Genomic DNA, 18,888 nt, shown 5'->3' with positions numbered 1-18,888 from the left:
AAAACCATTTGCAACCGGTTGCAAAACTTGTATCGTGAGAATAGGACTCTCGCAAGCTGCATTCGGCACTGCACCGCAATTTTCCAAAGGAGCCCGCAGACATGTCCGCGCAACACGACACCGTTTACCTGACAACAGCGCAGGCGATCATTCGCTGGTTATCGAACCAGTTCATCGAGATTGACGGACAGGAATATCGCCTATGTGGCGGGGGTTTCGGGATTTTCGGACATGGCAACGTGACATGTCTGGGCGAAGCTCTTCATTCGATGCGGGACGAACTACCCCTGTATCGCGGACAGAACGAACAGAGCATGGGATTCGCTGCATCAGGCTATGCCAAGCAGTGGTTGCGTCAGCGATTCATGTTCTGCACCGCCAGCGCCGGGCCGGGCACCGCGAATCTGCTGACTGCTGCCGGACTGGCCCATGCCAATCGTTTACCGATGCTGATGCTGTGCGGAGATACATTCATCACTCGCCTGCCCGACCCGGTTCTGCAGCAGATGGAGAACTACAACGATCCAACCTTTGGCGTGAACGACGCGTTCAAACCTGTCAGCCGCTATTGGGATCGCATCACGCATCCGGCGCAGGTCATTCAATCTCTGCCCGCCGCCATCGCAACCATGTTGGACCCGGGCGATTGTGGTCCCGCTTTCCTCGGGCTGCCGCAGGACGTGCAGGGGTGGACCTATAACTACCCGGTGAAGTTCTTTGAAAAGAAGGTACATCGCATTCGCCGCCAGTCACCTGATGCGGATGAAATCGAAGATGCTGCGGCGGCTTTAATGGGCGCGAAACGCCCAATGATCATCGCCGGTGGCGGAGTACAGTATTCCAAGGCCGTCACCGAGCTGACCGAATTTGTGGAAAAACATCAGATTCCAGTGGTCGAAACCATCGCGGGCCGTGCAAACATGCTGGCGACCCATCCGCTGAACATCGGCCCGATTGGTGTGACCGGCTCAGACAGTGCCAACGCGATTGCGGAACAGGCGGATGTGATTGTCGCCGTGGGCACGCGGCTTCAAGACTTCACGACCGGATCATGGACCGCCTTTGCCAAGGACGCCCAGTTCATCTCGATCAACGCGGCGCGCCATGATGCGGTCAAGCATATGTCCTTGCCGGTTGTTGGGGATGCGAAACTTTCTCTTCAGGCTCTAACACAGGCGAATGACTATACCGCGCCGACCGATTGGGTATCTCTGGCGCAAGACGAGCGGCGCAAATGGGATGCCTATGTCGCCGAGAACGTCGCCTACGGCAATCGTCCGAACTCCTACGCGCAAGCCATCGGCGTTGTGAACGAGCTTTGTGACGCGCGCGACCGAGTGGTCGCCGCCGCCGGAGGCCTACCCGCAGAGGTTACCGCCAACTGGCGCACGCTTGATATCGGCACGGTTGATGTCGAGTTCGGCTTTTCCTGCATGGGCTATGAGATCGCAGGTGCCTGGGGCGCACGTATCGCCCAATCCGAACGCGAGCCCGATAAGGACACCATCACCTTCTGCGGCGATGGATCTTACATGATGTTAAACTCGGACATCTATTCATCAGTCCTGAGCTGCAAGAAGTTGATCGTTCTGGTGCTGGACAACGGCGGCTTTGCCGTCATCAACAAGCTTCAGAACAACACCGGCAATGAAAGTTTCAACAACTTGCTGGCAGACTGCCCCACCATCCCGGAACCGTTCGGCGTTGATTTCACAGCCCACGCGGCCTCGATGGGGGCAACCAGCGAAAAGGTCGCAAACCCTGCGGAACTGGCTGAGGCATTCAAGCGCGCCAAAGCCAGCGACAAGACCTATGTGATCGTGATGGATGTGGACGCCTATGACGGCTGGACCACCGAAGGTCATACGTGGTGGGAGGTCGGAACGCCCCACACCTCGGCGGACGAAAAGGTCCGCAACGCTCATGTCGAATGGGAAACCACCCGCGAAAAACAACGCAAGGGCATCTGATGAAACGGTTCACAGCAGAAACAGCCGATCCCGACGCCATCGTCGAAGAGTTGCTGAACGGCGGCGGGGCGGTTGCCATCTCGGGCTTGTTCACGCCCGAGGAGATAGCCGAAGCGCGCGCCATCATCATGGAGCATTCTGAATCAGCGGCCGAAAAAGTGACCCACTTTCAAGGTGCTGCGGAAGAGGATGGCAAGCTGAACCTGCAGCGCCGGGTCTGGAACCTGCTGGGTAAGGGCGACGTGTTTTCCCGCATGGCCGCGCATCCGGTTCTGATGAAAATCCTCCGTAAGTTTCTGGGAACCGAGTTCATCATGGGCTCAATCGCGGCCAACCGCATCCTGCCGGGTGGTCCTGGGCAGGAACCGCATGTGGACTATCCCTATTGGGACTTTCACAGCCCCGAAACACATCCTGTCGGCCTGAACGGATCATTTCCGATGAACGCGCAGGTTTCGGTCCTGCTGGACCCGTTCACCGTAGAAAGCGGCGCGACCGGCTATGTGCCCGGATCGCAGAAAGAACTGCGCTATCCGACCTCCGAAGATAAGTTCTATGAAAACTGCGAGCAGATGACCGGTGAACCCGGTGACGTCGCTCTGTTCTACGGTGTCACATGGCATTGCGCGATGCCCAACAACGCCAATCACGACCGCAGCGCGATCCTGATCCAGTACCTGCCCAAATGGGTCAAACCGATGGAGGACATGCCCGCAGCACTACCACAGGACTTCCTCGATCAGGCGAGCCCTGATCTGCGGCAATTGCTGGGCCTCAACTACCCCTACCCCGAGGTGCTGGATGCTGCCCGGGCAGGAAATACCGAGGGGCGCAAGTGACTCTGATCGAAGGCATAAAAGGCAATCGCTTTGCAGTATTCGGGCGGGCTGGCATGGATATGTATGCCGATCCCGCCGGAACCAAAAGCGAAGACGCTGGGATGTTTCGCGCCGATTTGGGCGGATCGAGCGCCAATATCTGCGCTGGATTGGTCAAGTTGGGCAGTCAGGCAGCGCTGATCACCTCGGTCTCGGACGACGCGGTGGGGCGGTTCTGTGTGAACAGGCTGCAGGACTATGGCGTGGAAACGCGGTATATCCGCGCGGTGGGCGGTGAGGCGCGGACCTCTCTGGCTGTCTACGAAAGCTGCATCGAGGACTTCCAGAACGTCATCTATCGCAACGGTGCCGCCGATTTTCAGGTGACCGAAGCGGATATGGACGTAGTGGACTATGGCGCGTTCTCGGCCCTGATCACTGCTGGCACGGTGTTTGCGTCGGATCCCTCGCGCTCGGCCACGTTCCGCGCGTTCGAAAACGCCCGCGCTGCTGGTCTGCCTGTCATATTCGACATCGATTACCGCCCCTATAGCTGGCCGTCCCCGGAGGTCGCCTCAGAGGTTCTGACCCGCGCAGGCAACGAAAGTGACCTGATCGTTGGCAATGACGAAGAGTTCGGCTTTATGGCCGGTGGCATCGAAAAAGGGTTGGACAAAGCCCGCGAGCTGGCCGCCAACGGCAAGATGGTGATCTATAAGATGGGCCACGAAGGGGCCATCACTCTGACCGATGGGCAAGAGATCCGCACCGGTATCTACCCGGTCACTGCCGTAAAACCGAACGGCGCGGGGGACAGTTTTCTGGCTGGCTTTCTAGCCTCGGTCGCGGCGGGTCATGGCCTGCGCGACGCGGTTTTGCGTGGCTCGGCCTGCGCCTCCATCGTTGTGTCGAAGCCCGGTTGCGCCGGGGCCATGCCGACCACGCCCCAGCTTGACGACTTTCTGGCCCAACACCCGGGTCCAACGGATACCTGAAAGGAGACGCAGATGCATATTGCGCCCCATGACAACCAGAACAAAGCCATTGTCGATGCCGACAGTGAACTGGTGCCGCTGAACTATTTCAATATCGTCAAACTGAAAAAGGGTGAGGTGTTCGAATACGCCGTGCCCGGATATGAGACCTGCATCGTACCTGCAACCGGCACCGTCGATGTCGACGTGGACGGCGCGGTGTATTCCAATTTGGGCAACCGCACAATCGACGTTTGGGATGGCGAGCCCGAGGGCGTCTATGTACCCGTCGGCGCCAACGTCCGCATCACCTGCGTGACAGACGAGACTGAGACTTTCATTGCCGGGGCAAAATATGACCGTGTGCTCGAACCTTTTGACGTGCGCGTGCCAGAGCTGGATCTGGTGCAATATGGCTCTGACGACACCAAGACCCATCGCAAGATCAAACATATCCTTGGCGCAAACCACCACGACAAGGTGGGCCGCCTGCTGGTGTCAGAGCTTTATACCGTGGGTCAGGGCGGATGGTCCGGCTTCCCCAGTCACAAACATGACACCGACCGCCCAGACGACGAAGGCGGGATGATCGAGACCCGCCATGACGAGACCTATAATTTCCGCTTCCGGCCCAACTTTGGCTCGGGCATCCAGATGTTACAGCGTGAAGATAACAAGCCGGGCGACGCCTATCACATCATGGATGGCTCAACGATCATGATCGACAAGGGTTATCACCCCTGTGCGGTTCTGCCGGGGTATGAGATGTACTATTTCACCATCCTCGGTGGCCTCAGCCAGCGCTCGCTAAAGCAGTATTTCCAACCGACCCATGCAGCCCAGCTGCATACGATTCCGGGCATCATGGACATGGTGGCCAAGTTCAAATGAGCCTTGTGACATTATCGGACGTGCTGCAATCCGCGCTGCGTAACGGCTATGCCGTGGCCGGACTGGTGACGCTGGGCTGGGAGGATATGCGCGCTTATGTGGCTGCTGCCGAGGCCGAAGGTGTACCCATCATCCTGCAAGCCGGCCCATCCTGCCGCGAACACACGCCGCTGCCGGTTCTGGGCAAGATGTTCCGCCATCTGGCCGAAGGGGCCAGCGTTCCTGTCGTCGCCCATCTGGACCATGGCTACACCCATGAAGAGTGTTGCGTCGCTATCGATAGTGGCTTCACCTCAGTTATGTTCGACGGCTCGCGCAAACCATTGGCCCAGAACATTGAAGAAACCGCGGCGATCGCCGAGAGGGCACATGCCGCCGGGGTCTCCTGTGAAGGAGAGATTGGCTTTGTGGGCTATTCCGGCAGTGAAGGTTCAGACGGGACCGACCCGGATGAGGCAGCACGGTTCGCCCGTGAGACTGGCGTAGACGCAATGGCAATCTCGGTCGGCAACGTCCATTTGCAACAGAACAAAGAAGGCGGTCTGGACAAGGCCCGCATTCGTGCCATCGAAGCCGTGACCGAAGTTCCACTGGTCATTCACGGTGGATCAGGCGTCCCTGTTGCGCAGCGCACAGCGCTGGCGCGCGGGTCTAAGGTTTGCAAGTTCAACATCGGGACCGAGCTGCGGATGGCCTTCGGGAACGCCCTGCGCAAGGCCGTGAACACCGACCCAGAGAGGTTCGACCGCGTTCAAATCCTGAAAGAGACACACGAACCGGTGGTCGAGGCGACACGCCGGGTTCTGCAGGCATTCAAAGGGGCATGACATGCTGAATATCGGGCTTCTTGGTTGCGGGCGTATCGGGCAGGTGCATGCGCGCTCGATCGGGCAGATTGACGGCGCGCGGGTCACGGCTGTGGCCGACGCATTTGCCGAACCCGCCCAGACACTGGCTGACAAAACCGGCGCAAACGTGCTGCCGGCGGAAGACCTGATCGAAAGCACGGATGTCGATGCGGTGGTCATCGGAACCCCGACCGACACCCATTACGACCTGATTCACCAAGCTGCGAACGCAGGCAAAGCGATCTTCTGCGAAAAACCGGTCGATATGTCTGCCGACCGTATCCGCGACTGTATCAAAGTGGTCGAGGCCACAGGCGTGCCCTTTATGACCGCCTTCAACCGCCGCTTTGACCCAAGTTTTGCTAATATCCAATCCCGCATAACCAACGGCGAAATCGGAAACGTCGAGATCGTCACCATCCTGTCCCGCGACCCCTCACCACCACCGATCAGCTACATCAAAAGTTCCGGCGGGTTGTTCCGCGATATGATGATCCACGATCTCGACATGGCTCGCTTCCTGCTGGGCGAAGAACCGGTCAGCGTATATGCCGTCGGGTCATCGCTCGTCGATCCCGAGATTGGCAAAGCCGGAGATGTCGATACAGCTGCCGTTACCCTGACCACAGCCAGCGGCAAGATTTGCCAGATCTCAAATTCGCGTCGCGCCAGCTATGGCTATGACCAACGCATCGAGGTGCATGGTGAGAAAGGTCTGTTGCGCGCGGAAAACATGTTGGAAAATACGGTCGAAATTGCGACCCCGCTGGGATTCCGCAAAGCCCCGGCCCAGCATTTCTTCCTGGAGCGCTATGAGAGCGCCTATCGCGCCGAGATGGCTCATTTCATCACAGCGATGAGCGGGTCTGAGCCCCTTTCGCCTGGAATCATCGACGGATTGCGCGCACAGATTCTGGCAGACGCGGCAGATACTTCGCTGAAACAGGGAACAGTTGTCAGCCTCGCCTGATGTGTTGGGCTGGCTAACAGGATCAAGGTACGACGCGCCGAACTCGTACCCCCTCAAGAAATCATCAGACGTCTTCTAGGCGCGCCGTGTTTGCTTGGTATCGGCACCAGATGTCCGGAATGTGTCTGGAAGATTAATTTTTCCTACTACGGGGAACCCCCAATATACGGGGCGGATGGCTTGGAATAGTCTGCTTTCAACGGATCGTTTCGCCGATCCGAATATCCCCCTTGCAGAGGGGTTGGTCATTACCCCCTCACCAACCCCTCTGCAAAATTCAAATCCGATGTATGGTGTCGGTCGCTGACATAACATCCAATATTCTGACAACCCAAGTTCTCAGATAGTTTGCAAAGATTAGTTTTTATTCTCAATATGATAGAATCGTTTCGACGTATTCTGGAACACGTCGTCATGATACGAAGCCGGGAGGAGGTATTGGTATCGGGATACAACTTCTTCGTAAGTTGAAGTCAGACTATCGACCGGAAAATTCGATCCGAACATGCAGCGATCGGCGCCAAACTGCGATAAGCAGGTTGAAATGATGGGCGAGACGCTTTCAGCGGTCCAGTCGTGATCAAACATTCCAAGGCCCGAGAGTTTGCAATGAACCTGCGGCAGGGCCGAAAGTGTTGCCAACGCATCCGCCCAGTTTTGTAATCCCGTTGACGACAGACACGTTTGAGAAATGTTTGAAGATTTTGAAATTAAGGGTCTCAGAGGTTATCCCGACCAATTGGAGGAGTTCGATACATAGGAATGGGTTTTTCTCACGGATGCACGGTACGGGTGGCGGCCACCGCCCTAGCAAAGCGAACCAAGCGAACAAGCACGAGATGCGAAGTCGCGCATCCTAACTCTTGAGGAACGCTATTGGTAGGCATGTAAGTGCGGCTCGTGAGTTAAAAAGCTGATTGAAGGGTGTGGATGATGCAAAATCTGCCCACGCGCCTGTGATTTTGTTACTTTTTGTATCGAACAATTCAGCGCTGCCCATACTGTCCCGTCAGCTCTGGCCCAGCCATGAGATACTTGATACGAAACATGGAAAAATTCAGTTGTCTCAACGAAAGTTAATTATGTATCAGACCTTTTTGATTGCCGCTGTCTGCTTTGCTGCCATTGGGCCCGCCGAGGCAAAACCTAAGAAGGTTGCCAGAGTTGCTGATTGGAGCATTCTTTGCGAAAGGCAAACGTCTAAATGTGTGGCAAGTCAAAATATCAATTATCAGGGTACGAACATTGCGAACATAGTTGGTTTTCCAGCGGACCAAGAAGGAGCAGTTGCCGGACTGGCATTGCAATTGCAGACAACTTTGGATCTAGGGAAAGGTGTAACTGTATCGATTGATGGGCAACCTAGTCTAAAATATAATCTCCAGTTTTGCGCCCCTACACATTGCCAAGTTAACATGGGGCTGTCTCAGAAGATGTTAAATGCGTACAACAAAGGGGAAGAGGTGGAGGTATCCTATTTCTTCGCGGGCTCTCCAACACTGCGGCGCAGCTTCACGTTTTCTCCACGTGGTATCTCGACGGCCCTCAAAGAAGCGAAAAAACGGAGCCATCCAGCCAACTGATGACAATACGTCATCGCCATTTCGAACGTGCCCCGCCGCCCTTGAGCAGTCCATACAGAAGTAAGGGGGCTCCCCAATATCGCGGCCAAACCTTTTTGGTTACCTTTGAGTTACCGAGCCAATTACACTGACAGCTCCGTGTATCCCTTTGTGAGGGCTAGCCTAGACTCCTTCGATCGCCCCTTCAGGCCCCTATGAAACAAGCAATAGCCCTCGTTTGCTCAGGCTACACAGGCAGATTTAGCGGCGCAGGTACTTCGTAACGCTTCAACCATTCCTTGATGACGAACCAATAATCCTGCGGCATTGCGATATATCGGCGTGATTGCAGCTTCGCGATTCCCAGAAGAAATCGCACCAGCACGGCCAAGCATACAAGCCGCTGTTCGAGGGAACTTATTGGACCTTTTCTTGCCGGTGGAACGCTTGAACTGATGATGTGGAGTGGAGCGACTGAAAAGCGACAAAGTACCACTAACACACTTTGTGTCTCCCATATGTCCCCCAGAGATTAAAGTTAGAGCGTTAGCACGATGCGATACTTCGCACCTGTTTGGTGTAAGGTATTGATTTTATATTTGGTGTAAGATGATACGGAGTTTGGCACCTGAATCTTAAAAGTACCTTTATATTACATAAGGTTAACCTCAAGACGTCGACAAAAGACTGACGCTTTTCGACAGAAAGTATGTCGCTTTCCCAGATCAATCCGCTAAGATCACAGAAAGCGTGAAACCACCCTGCCAGCGCACGGCAGGGTGAGTAAAAAGAGTGATTTCGTGGGACTGTCAGCGCTTTTCGCGAGCACCTAGGCTTTGCTTGATGACCTCAATCTCGCTTTGAAGGTGCGAACCATTGTACACGATCGACGTTTCGTGGCGCGCATATCGGCCCTTCCGGTCAGCGCTCAGCCAATTGTAGGAGCCGATGCAAAGCCGATTGGCATCCACTATGACAATCTTGCTGTGCAGCTGACGCACTTCGTGGACTCGTACACCTACATCTTGCAGTGCAGATGTTGCTGCTTCTAGCTGTGTTACGCCATCATCGTACTTCAACTGGTTCAACAGAGGATCTGCGATGACATCGATTTCTGCACCCCGCGCCACCGCACCTTGGAAAGCATCCAGTAACCCAGCACGTTTCATTGTTGAGGCAATGATCCACGGGCTGACGATGGTCATTTCACGGGCTGTGGACAGGGCATTTTTCAAGAACCGATCGTGTTCTTCTGCGTCTCTCAATGTCGAAAGCGGGTGACTTGAATCCTGAAGATCGGAGCGCGGCTGCGCAGTAAACTCAAGCACGCCATCGCTCTGAGAGAACAGACATTCAGCCAAGACCGATCTGGGCGTACCCTTCGCAGCCGACGAAAATACATCCATGTCACCGAAGACAAGGAAGCTGTCTTTTGCACGTGATACGGTCACATTCAGCATACTTGGTGACATGTCGATGAAATGCCCGTCGGCATGTTTGGAATAGACCGGTGAGAACAGGATGACTGGTCGCTCAGCCCCTTGAAGCGAGTGAACCGTGCCAACGGTCATTTTCGCGTCAATGCCTCGTTCGGCACAAGCGCGTTTGATTTCTTGCACCTGCCGCCCGAAGGGCGTGACGACACCGACTATGTCTTCCAGTTTTTTGTTGTATTGGCCTTCAAGATCCTGCCGATTTTCTGCGAGCCAGTCTGCAATTGTTGCAGCCTCAGTCGCGTTTGCGCGGCTGCCGCCGAAGCTTAAAGCCATACCATCAATATGTAGGTACCCCATCGACGGTACAGCGCGACCCTCGGGAGCACAGCCTCGCATCGGTTTGAGCGATCCTTTGTAGCAGAGTTTGTTGCTGAAATTGATGATTTCGTCAAAGCAACGCCGATGCTCGAACAGGTAAAGCCCTCGCTCTAATTCCGGGTAGGGCTCATAGACGCACGCTTGCTGGGCGAGGCGCATTACACTACCGTCAACACTACGCATGCCCGTATCTGACAGTGTCGCCAAATCGGCCTCGGCATAGGTCTCTTTTAGAAAACCGGCACTTTGCAGATTGCCAATATCGACTGCTTTAGACACAGATGAGATTGGTTCAATCTGCTGGGTGTCCCCAATGACCAAGGCGCACTTCGCTAATGCAAACGAGGGCGCCGCAACCTCCGGCAAGACTTGCCCGGCTTCGTCAACAATCAGCAAGTCGATGAAGTCGAACAAATAGCCTGTGCCCCATTCACCGCCAGACTTCAGACCAAAGCTCATTTTGCCTGGCAAGCTCGCAAACGTGGAAACAGCACAGGGTGTCAGCATCATACGACGGTGCCAGCGTGGTTCGATTGTTTTCCGCCCGGTTTTCCGATGCGACGCCACGATATCGTCTAAGCTATCTTCCATTTCCAGAAGCCACCGCCCCTCCCAATAGTGGCAAGCCAATCGGAAAAGAAGAAAACGGGCGTGGCAATCGGCAAATCTATCGACGTCCAATGCATCAGTTGCTGGAACGGCCGACGCACCAAGATTTTCCGTTGCGCGCGCCCATGCTCTCTTCGCCTGATTCAGATTTTCTAACGCTGACCGTGCTGCCTCATATCTGGACTTGGTGGTTTTAGCAGCCTCCTGTGCAATTCGAACCGCATTTCGCAGGCTATTCCCCAAACTTTCAACCGAACTGACATCGGAGAAATCCAGCGTGCAGCCGATGGTTTCCAGGGAGACACGCCCTTTCATCACTCTTTTTTGAGCCACAGATGGAAGAAAGTTGAACATTACTAAAAAGACAGATTCATCAGCCTGATGTTTGGTCCACCCGGATTCCCAAGTCTTGTGGCGCTCAAGTTCTGCTGCGCCATCCTGCATTGCTTTTTCCACCTGCAGCAGTGTTGCCTCGGCATCGTCGCCCAATAGGTTAACAACTTTCGATGTTGCCTCCTCAACCCATTTCCGTGACTTGTCCGCATCGGACAGTTTTGCAACCTCTTCAGCAATCCGCTTGTGTAAGGAAGATACGATCTCTTTCACATCTGGATTTTCAAGGCCCGGAAATGCAGATTTCCCTGCCTCCAGAAAAGCGTCTCTGGCGCGGGGAACATAGTCATGGCTTTCTAGTTCATTGAAGTACCGCTCAGTTTGATACCGGCGAGCAGCCTCGGCCTCTTTTGATTTTGCTGGAAGAAACAACCCGTAGCTTTTGAGGCCAGGCAACCAACGACCCGCGAATGGGCCTTCGCCTTCGGAGAAGTCCTTGCCGAACGCGCCGATAATGTTTGTTACAGCCTGGTTATTGGTGGACGCCGCGACGATGACCGGTGGAGCACTTTCTTCCAGCGCTGCGCGAACCCACGCATCTGCAATGGCCGACAGGAGCATTGTCGTCTTGCCTGTTCCAGGAGGCCCGTTGACAGCAAGCACATCGCTGGGTTTTCCGGTTGAGAGATATGAAAGAACCTGACGTTGATGATCTGCGAGCGGAAATTCATCGCTGGCATGTCCCAGTCGATTTATGAAGTTCGCTTCCGTCTGAGGAGAAAGCTCCTTTTTGGTTGAGGGCGATCCGGCCAGATTTTCTAACAGCGGCGCTTTGTGTTTTTCACCAAGCAGCGTGTCATAGAGGCTGATAACTTGCGCAATAGCTGCGGCAGCCTCACCGGAAACCTCCATAAATCCCACGCCGGCAGAGAGATAATTGTCATCGTCAGATGGCCACCCGGGAGAAACGGCATCGAGCATTGCACGACAGTGTTTTAAGTATTGGTCCCAAACAGGGGAGTTTTCGTCTGGCGAGAAGGGCGACGCTGAAAGAAAGGTATCGAAATCCTCAACCTTGCCGAGCGAAAAAACATCGTTGGGGAGTGGCTTCAGCACGTCTCTCGCAATGACGTTTCGGGATGGGCGAATGTTACCGTCTCTATCGACGGTCGCCTCTGTAACTACAGGTGCGACGATTTCTGGAGAACCATTGGATATAGTCGCACCGTGGGAAGTTCTCCGAGCCATGACCATCGGCCAGATTTGTACGTCTACTACCTTGGTATCCGGCTTCTGTCCTTCAAAAACATTGCGAACCTGGTTCTTAGGCAGCACTCCATCGCGCAGCGTGTCTTTCGACAGTTCGATGAAATCCTTCCGATCCCGCTGCCTGAAGCGACCCCGCCCCAATGCACCATCCGCCAACGACGCGCGCCAGTAACCTAGAATCTCATGGAACCCACTATTCATCGCAACCTGCCAAATTTTATGCCCGCACCGTACAATGAGCTGGTGCGAGCCAATTATTAAATACAACCCTAGGCATAGCCTGATTGTCAGACAGGTGACAGGTCCTTCAAGGCGGTTTTTCTACTGAGTATGGGGGCGTGGAGCTGCGGTTTTATCAACCCTCCGCTTGACATGTGCTTGGGAACACGCCCGGCCGCATTCACTTGGCAGTCTTCAATGTCGAAATACCTGACACATCCACATCGCAAGAAGCATGCGCTACATCATAGGCGCTCTGTATTTGAATCCAGATGTCGGCACCGAGCTTAACAGTGCACCCATGAGACGCATGATGCAAAGCCCAAGAGTTTCCCATAAAAGCGACAAACTCTTGTCAAAAGAGACGAACTTCGTGTCATCTTCCATTTGAAAAAAGTGGTGAGCCGTGCAGGATTCGAACCTGCGACCCACTGATTAAAAGTCAGTTGCTCTACCAACTGAGCTAACGGCCCACTCTTCTTTGAATCTTTTCGATCCATGGCGCTCTGTAAGGTATTTTCCCAACTGGGTTCAAGACCTTAATTTGCACCCCGGTACACTGTATTGAGTTGTCAATCCAGCGTCCCGATAGGCGGCCTAATTAGGCAGGTGGCGCTAGGGGGTCAACCCCTTTTTTAAGGAATCTGTGCGACAGGGTGGATTCATATTGTTGCCAAGGTTATATGCCCGCAATGCGACCTATAAACGATACCGGATTGCCCTTTATGAAAATGCACGGGCTGGGCAATGACTTTGTCATTGTAGACGCGCGTGCGCATGCTGACCCGATCACGCCGGCATTGGCTATGGGAATCGGGCATCGGCAGTTTGGCGTGGGTTTCGACCAGCTGGCAGTGATCGAAAGCGGAAAATCGGATGCCCATTTGGTGTTCTACAATGCTGACGGATCAACCTCGGCTGCCTGTGGCAATGCCACGCGATGCATAGCGCGGTTTTTGATGGATGAAACCGGCAGCTCCGATCTGACACTGACAACAGAGCGTGGTATGTTATTTGCGCGTGACGCGGGCAAGGGACTGACTTCGGTCAACATGGGTCAACCTCAGATCTTTTGGAATGAGATCCCTTTGGCCGAAGAGGTGGAAACGCTGGAGCTCCCTATCGAGGGCGGACCGACCGCGACCGGTATGGGCAATCCGCATTGCACCTTCTTTGTTGATAACGCTGACGCAATCCCGCTGGAAGAATTCGGCGCGCGCTATGAATACCATCCGCTCTATCCGGAACGTACCAACGTGCAAGTCGCTCAGATCACGGGGCCTGACCAGATTCGTATGCGCGTATGGGAGCGTGGTGTCGGCGTCACTCTGGCTTCCGGCTCATCTTCCTGCGCTACAGCCGTTGCAGCGGCCCGGCGTGGTCTCACGGGGCGCAAGGTCCAGGTGGAACTTGACGGCGGGACAATCTGGATCGACTGGCGCGATGACGGTGTCTGGATGACAGGGCCCACGGCCCACGTCTTTTCTGGCACGTTGACGCCAGAGTTCCTGAGGTCGCTGGAATGAACCCACCCAAATTCAGCACGCTAGGCTGCCGACTGAACGCCTATGAGACCGAAGCGATGAAAGAACTGTCGCAACAGGCCGGCTTGGAAAACGCGGTGATCGTAAACACCTGCGCTGTGACCGCCGAGGCGGTGCGTAAAGCCCGCCAGGAAATCCGCAAGCTGCGGCGGGAAAACCCAGGCGCCCGCTTGATCGTCACCGGCTGCGCCGCGCAGACCGAGCCCGAGACCTTCGCCCGGATGGATGAGGTTGACGCGGTGATCGGGAACACTGAAAAGATGCAGCCCGAAACCTGGAAACGGATGGCCGCGGATTTCATCGGCCAGACCGAAGCCGTTCAGGTGGATGACATCATGTCTGTCACGGAAACGGCTGGCCATCTGATCGACGGTTTTGGCACCAGATCACGCGCCTATGTTCAGGTCCAGAATGGCTGCGACCATCGCTGTACCTTCTGCATCATTCCCTATGGCCGGGGCAACTCGCGCAGCGTCCCAGCGGGTGTTGTGGTAGACCAGATCAAACGGCTGGTCGACAAAGGCTATAACGAAGTTGTCCTTACCGGTGTGGATCTCACGTCATGGGGCGCTGACCTGCCTGCCACGCCCAAACTGGGCGATCTCGTTATGCGCATCCTTAAGCTGGTGCCCGATCTTTCACGTCTGCGCATCAGCTCGATCGACTCGATTGAAGTGGATGAGAACTTGATGCTGGCCATCGCAACCGAACCGCGCCTGATGCCTCATCTGCATCTGTCCTTGCAACACGGCGATGACCTGATCCTGAAACGCATGAAGCGTCGCCACCTGCGCGATGACGCCGTCCGCTTCACCGAAGAGGCCATCAAGTTGCGCCCGGACATGACGTTCGGCGCTGATATAATCGCCGGATTCCCGACCGAGACCGAGACCCATTTCGAGAATTCACTGAAATTGGTCGAAGACTGCAGCCTGACATGGCTGCACGTGTTTCCCTATTCAAAACGCCAGGGAACCCCAGCCGCCCGCATCCCCCAACAGGTGAATGGAACGACCATTAAAGCGCGCGCAGCCCGCCTGCGTTCAAAGGGAGAGGAGCAAGTTGCCAAGCACCTTTCAGGCCAGGTTGGCAAAGTCCACAATATCTTGATGGAAAACCCTCATATGGGCCGGACCGAACAGTTCACCGAAGTGTCATTCGACACGCCTCAGCAAGAAGGTCAGATCGTGACGACGAAGATCACCGGTCAGACCTCTCGCCAACTCCAGGCCTGATCCGCCCTTCATCTGGCTAAAAATATCTCGGGGTTGAATTGGCCGCAGGCCAAGAAGGGGCTGGCCCCTTCTGCCAACCTCGCAAAGAAAAACCCCCGCAGCCTTCAGGGAGCGGGGGTTTTTAATTTTTTTAACTCAATGGACCTTAGTCCTTGCGGGTTTTGCCTTTGTGAGGCGCCCAGAGGCGCTTGTTCACCAGATACAGCAGCACTGACAAAACAGTCAGAAACAGAACACCAACGAAACCGGCGTTCTTGCGCTCCATCATCTTCGGTTCTGCCGTCCACATCAGGAAGGCTGCCACGTCTTCAGACATCGCCTCAACCGTGGCTGGATGCCCGTCAGCAAACTCCACCTGATCTTCGGACAAAGGCGGTGCCATCGAAATCCAGCCGCCGGGGAAGGCCTTGTTCTCATAGAGAACCGTACCAGCCTCTTCCTTTTCTTCACCGGTGTAGCCATCCAGAAGCGAGGCAATGTATTCCGCGCCGCCCATACCTTTGACCAACTGGTTGATGCCCAATCCGTACGGACCGTGGAACCCGGCACGAGCCTTAGCCATCAGGCTCAGGTCCGGTGCGCCAACACCGGTGTTGGCCGGGAAGTGGTCGGTTGGGATTGCCGGGCGAAAATCATCCTCCTCGGGATCGAACACTTCGAAATTGTCGGCCGCATAGGTGATGACCTGCTCTTCCGAGTATCCCAGATCCTCGAGCGTCCGCAGAGGAATGTATTGCAGACCGTGGCAAGCGGCGCAAACCTCGGTATAGATCTGCAGACCGCGCTGAAGCTGGTTCTGATCCCAGGTCCCAAAAGGACCCTCGAACGAAAAGTCGAAGTCTTCGATGTGTTGCTCACCGCCACCTGCCGCAAAGGTCGAGGCGGGCGCAATTGCTATGGCAAACGCGGCACCGATTGCAAGTTTCTTGAACATGTTTCCCGTCCCTCTTCTTACTCGGCCGGCGTGGCATCGGCGTCAGCCTTGCCATAATGCGCGTTGAAGTCTTCTTCGATGGTCTCGGGCAGGGCCAGAGGTTTCTCGATCACGCCAAGGATCGGCAGGATCACGAAGAAATAGGCGAACCAGTAGGCCGACGCGATCAGCGAGAAGGTCGCATAGGGCTCTTCTGCGGGCATCGCACCCAGCCACATCAGGGCAAAGAAGTCGATGATCAGCAGGTAGAACCACCATTTGAACATCGGGCGATACTTGCCCGAACGCACGGTCGACGTGTCCAGCCACGGCGCCAGCGCCATGGCCAGGATCGCACCAAACATCGCCAGAACACCAAAGAACTTGGCGTCGATGATGCCGCCTGTGATGAAGCTGGCGAACTGAACGACCCAGACCTCACCGGTGAAGGCACGCAGGATCGCGTAGAACGGCAGGAAGTACCATTCGGGAACGATATGCGCGGGTGTGACCAGCGGGTTTGCTTCGATGTAGTTGTCCGGGTGGCCCAGATAGTTCGGCATGTAGCCAACGATTGCCCAGAACACGACCAGAATAACCGCCAGGGCGAACAAGTCCTTGATCACGAAGTAGGGCCAAAACGGCAGAGTGTCCTTCTCGGCCTCGGCTTTCGACCCTTTGCGGACATCAACACCCGTGGGGTTGTTGTTGCCGGTGGTGTGGAAGGCCCAGATATGCACGATCACCAGCGCCGCAATCACAAACGGCAGCAGGTAGTGCAGCGAGAAAAAGCGGTTCAGCGTGGCGTTGTCCACCGCGGGTCCGCCCAGCAGCCAGGTCTGGATTGCTTCGCCAACAAATGGGATCGCGCCAAACAGGCCGGTGATCACGGTCGCACCCCAAAAGGACATCTGACCCCAGGGCAGAACATAGCCCATGAAGGCGGTGCCCATCATCATCAGATAGATCAGCATGCCAATGATCCACGTGATTTCACGCGGGGCTTTGTACGAGCCGTAGAACAAGCCACGGAAGATGTGAATGTACACCGCAACAAAGAACAGCGACGCGCCATTCATGTGAATGTAGCGCAGCATATAGCCGCCGTTTACGTTGCGCATGATGTGTTCGATGCTGGCAAAGGCCAGGTCGACATGCGGAGTATAATGCATCACCAGAACGATGCCGGTAACAATCTGCAACGCCAGGCAGAACGCCAGAACGATGCCCCAGATCCACCACCAGTTCAGGTTCTTGGGCGTGGGAATCATCAGGGTGTCATACAGCAGGCCGACAATCGGAAGACGGCTGTTCAGCCACTTCTCGCCATTTGTCTTCGGCTCGTAATGATCGTGGGGAATTCCGGACATAAGTTGGGTCTCCCTTAGCCGAGTTTGATGGTTGTGGCGTCCACCCATTCCACAGGCGGAATAGGCAGGTTCTCAGGCGCGGGGCCTTTGCGGATACGACCGGAAAGGTCGTAGTGTGAGCCGTGACAGGGGCAGAACCATCCACCAAAGTCACCAGCGTCGCCCAGAGGCACACAACCCAGGTGGGTGCAAACCCCCATCTGAACGATCCATGCGCCCGGCGCTTCGCCTTCCGGCGAGGGCATGACACGGTTGGCATCGGTTGCCGGTGCATCGGCATTCAGGTTGAAGTTACGGGCCAGCGGATCGGGCAAGGCGTCAAGACCTTCCGCATCCTGACCCTGCGCTTCCTGAATTTCAGCACCGGTGCGGTGGCGAATGAATACCGGTTTACCCAGCCATTTCACGGTGAGCTGCGTGCCCGGTTCAACCCCACTGACATCCTGACGGATCGAGGACAGCGCCTGAACGTCTGCCGATGGGTTCATCTGGTTAACGAGGGGCCATACAGCCGCCCCCGTCGCAACGACACCTGCGCCGCCAGCGACGTAGTAGAGGAAATCTCTGCGGGTGCCTTCGTGGTCTTCAGCGTGGGACACGAGGTTATCTCCGAATTGTCTGGCGCCCGCGAACGGGCATATAGCTCGCGCACCGCAGGGAATGCGGTGTCTTAGAGGGGGTATCTATCGGGGAGAATAGAGTTCGTCCAGCGCTCTTAAACGCGCAATACGCCGCATCTAAGCATTCATGTCACTGTGAGAGGGCAAAATTTCAATATCAAATGCAGATTTTGACTTTTGTGGCAGCGGTCTGGTGTGCGCTGGATAAGCGTGATTCGCCATCTGCCCGCCCTCGATCATACCCGAACCAGAGCAAGTTCACGTGCCGTTGGAACCGCTGGCCTTACCCGGAATCCCGCCCTGGGTTTGCCACTATCTCTTCCTGTTAAACACGTCTCTGACACATTTAAATTATTAATATAAAATAGATATTTCATAATCATGCATTTCAACGGGAATTCGATTGAACTATTTGCATGAATGCGTGACAGGCCAAGGGCAACCACCGTCCAGCCGGAGATTTCCAATGTCAAAGATTGCAGCAACCACGATTCTTCTGGTGCTTCTGTCCCCATTACAAGCGATAGCAGCCGGTGATCCGGCGAAAGGCGGGAAACTCTATAACCGGTGCTCATCCTGCCATGCGATCATCAAAGTTGGCGAGATTTTGGTCAAAGGCGGTATCACCGGGCCGAATCTCTATGGTGTTGTTGGCCGCGTCGCCGGGACCGAATACGACTATCTGAACGGCAGCGAGCGTCTGCCGATCGGTATGTTCACCGATGACATGATCCGCGCTGGTCAAGAAGGGCTGGTGTGGACCGAAGAAAACATCGCAGCCTATTCTCAAGACCCGATCAGTTTCATCCAGGAATACCTGGATGACGACACCGCCCGCCCGAATATGAGTGTAAAGCTACGCAAAGGCGCCGAGGATATTGCCGCCTATCTGGCCACGTTCAATGCCCCTGAATCTTAAAGTCGGCGTG

Annotated in this window: 15 protein-coding genes and 1 tRNA gene; 10 read left to right on the top strand and 6 right to left on the bottom strand. The window is 55.4% G+C overall.

What is annotated here, in order from left to right; genetic code table 11:
* Positions 1 to 101 precede the first annotated feature (101 nt).
* The 6 genes from iolD to iolG are packed head-to-tail and all read left to right on the top strand — an operon-like array spanning position 102 to position 6,471.
* A complete protein-coding gene (gene iolD, locus Q1B46_RS15360; protein WP_299949237.1) occupies positions 102 to 1,970 on the top strand; it encodes a 3D-(3,5/4)-trihydroxycyclohexane-1,2-dione acylhydrolase (decyclizing) in 1,869 nt (622 codons plus the stop codon).
* Positions 1,970 to 2,809, top strand: coding sequence for a phytanoyl-CoA dioxygenase family protein (locus Q1B46_RS15355; RefSeq protein WP_299949235.1), 840 nt, complete (start codon positions 1,970 to 1,972; stop codon positions 2,807 to 2,809). The genes iolD and Q1B46_RS15355 overlap by 1 nt, the downstream gene beginning before the upstream one ends.
* Positions 2,806 to 3,783 (top strand): 5-dehydro-2-deoxygluconokinase, encoded by a 978-nt coding sequence (gene iolC / locus Q1B46_RS15350; protein ID WP_299949233.1) that lies wholly within the window; start codon positions 2,806 to 2,808, stop codon positions 3,781 to 3,783. The genes Q1B46_RS15355 and iolC overlap by 4 nt, the downstream gene beginning before the upstream one ends.
* Positions 3,784 to 3,795: 12 nt before the next feature.
* Positions 3,796 to 4,653 (top strand): 5-deoxy-glucuronate isomerase, encoded by an 858-nt coding sequence (locus Q1B46_RS15345; protein ID WP_299949231.1) that lies wholly within the window; start codon positions 3,796 to 3,798, stop codon positions 4,651 to 4,653.
* Positions 4,650 to 5,480 carry a class II fructose-bisphosphate aldolase gene (locus Q1B46_RS15340; protein ID WP_299949229.1) on the top strand — a complete coding sequence of 277 codons (831 nt, stop codon included), beginning with the start codon at positions 4,650 to 4,652 and terminating at the stop codon, positions 5,478 to 5,480. Before Q1B46_RS15345 ends, Q1B46_RS15340 begins: the two co-directional genes overlap by 4 nt.
* 1 nt (position 5,481) lies before the next feature.
* Entirely contained in the window at positions 5,482 to 6,471 is a 990-nt protein-coding gene (gene iolG, locus Q1B46_RS15335; RefSeq protein ID WP_299949227.1) for an inositol 2-dehydrogenase, read from the top strand.
* Positions 6,472 to 6,828: 357 nt separating this feature from the next.
* On the opposite strand, the gene Q1B46_RS22215 is transcribed toward iolG, so the two are convergent.
* The gene (locus Q1B46_RS22215; RefSeq protein ID WP_366871591.1) at positions 6,829 to 7,149 is read right to left on the bottom strand and encodes an amidohydrolase family protein; all 321 of its coding nucleotides are present in this window, start codon (positions 7,147 to 7,149) and stop codon (positions 6,829 to 6,831) included.
* A gap of 248 nt (positions 7,150 to 7,397) precedes the next feature.
* Here Q1B46_RS22215 and Q1B46_RS15330 point away from each other — a divergent pair, with 248 nt between their 5' ends.
* Complete coding sequence (locus tag Q1B46_RS15330; protein ID WP_299949225.1) at positions 7,398 to 8,054, top strand: invasion associated locus B family protein; 657 nt, start codon at positions 7,398 to 7,400, stop codon at positions 8,052 to 8,054.
* Positions 8,055 to 8,842: 788 nt separating this feature from the next.
* Here the strand turns inward: Q1B46_RS15330 and Q1B46_RS15325 are convergent.
* Entirely contained in the window at positions 8,843 to 12,259 is a 3,417-nt protein-coding gene (locus tag Q1B46_RS15325; RefSeq protein ID WP_299949223.1) for an AAA domain-containing protein, read from the bottom strand.
* A gap of 415 nt (positions 12,260 to 12,674) precedes the next feature.
* Positions 12,675 to 12,750, bottom strand: a tRNA-Lys gene (locus Q1B46_RS15320).
* 210 nt (positions 12,751 to 12,960) lie between these two features.
* On the opposite strand from Q1B46_RS15320, the gene dapF reads away from it, so the two are divergent.
* Together dapF and mtaB are read left to right on the top strand one after the other, a co-directional pair.
* The gene (dapF, locus tag Q1B46_RS15315) at positions 12,961 to 13,803 is read left to right on the top strand and encodes a diaminopimelate epimerase (protein ID WP_299661673.1); all 843 of its coding nucleotides are present in this window, start codon (positions 12,961 to 12,963) and stop codon (positions 13,801 to 13,803) included.
* The gene (gene mtaB / locus Q1B46_RS15310) at positions 13,800 to 15,056 is read left to right on the top strand and encodes a tRNA (N(6)-L-threonylcarbamoyladenosine(37)-C(2))-methylthiotransferase MtaB (protein WP_299949222.1); all 1,257 of its coding nucleotides are present in this window, start codon (positions 13,800 to 13,802) and stop codon (positions 15,054 to 15,056) included. Before dapF ends, mtaB begins: the two co-directional genes overlap by 4 nt.
* A gap of 145 nt (positions 15,057 to 15,201) precedes the next feature.
* On the opposite strand, the gene Q1B46_RS15305 is transcribed toward mtaB, so the two are convergent.
* From Q1B46_RS15305 to petA, 3 genes are read right to left on the bottom strand one after another with little or no spacing between them, the layout of a single operon-like run.
* The gene (locus tag Q1B46_RS15305; RefSeq protein WP_299949221.1) at positions 15,202 to 15,990 is read right to left on the bottom strand and encodes a cytochrome c1; all 789 of its coding nucleotides are present in this window, start codon (positions 15,988 to 15,990) and stop codon (positions 15,202 to 15,204) included.
* Positions 15,991 to 16,007: 17 nt separating this feature from the next.
* Complete coding sequence (gene petB, locus Q1B46_RS15300) at positions 16,008 to 17,339, bottom strand: cytochrome b (protein WP_299661667.1); 1,332 nt, start codon at positions 17,337 to 17,339, stop codon at positions 16,008 to 16,010.
* 14 nt (positions 17,340 to 17,353) lie between these two features.
* Positions 17,354 to 17,938: a ubiquinol-cytochrome c reductase iron-sulfur subunit gene (gene petA, locus Q1B46_RS15295; RefSeq protein WP_299661665.1), complete on the bottom strand. Its 585-nt coding sequence runs from the start codon at positions 17,936 to 17,938 to the stop codon at positions 17,354 to 17,356.
* A gap of 487 nt (positions 17,939 to 18,425) precedes the next feature.
* On the opposite strand from petA, the gene Q1B46_RS15290 reads away from it, so the two are divergent.
* A complete protein-coding gene (locus Q1B46_RS15290) occupies positions 18,426 to 18,878 on the top strand; it encodes a cytochrome C (protein WP_299949218.1) in 453 nt (150 codons plus the stop codon).
* Positions 18,879 to 18,888: the final 10 nt, after the last annotated feature.

The sequence above is a fragment of the uncultured Ruegeria sp. genome, assembly GCF_947500045.1.
In the GTDB taxonomy this organism is placed as follows: domain Bacteria; phylum Pseudomonadota; class Alphaproteobacteria; order Rhodobacterales; family Rhodobacteraceae; genus Ruegeria.
The sequence above is the reverse complement of the archived record's forward strand: the minus strand, read 5'-3'. Positions and strand labels throughout refer to the sequence as shown.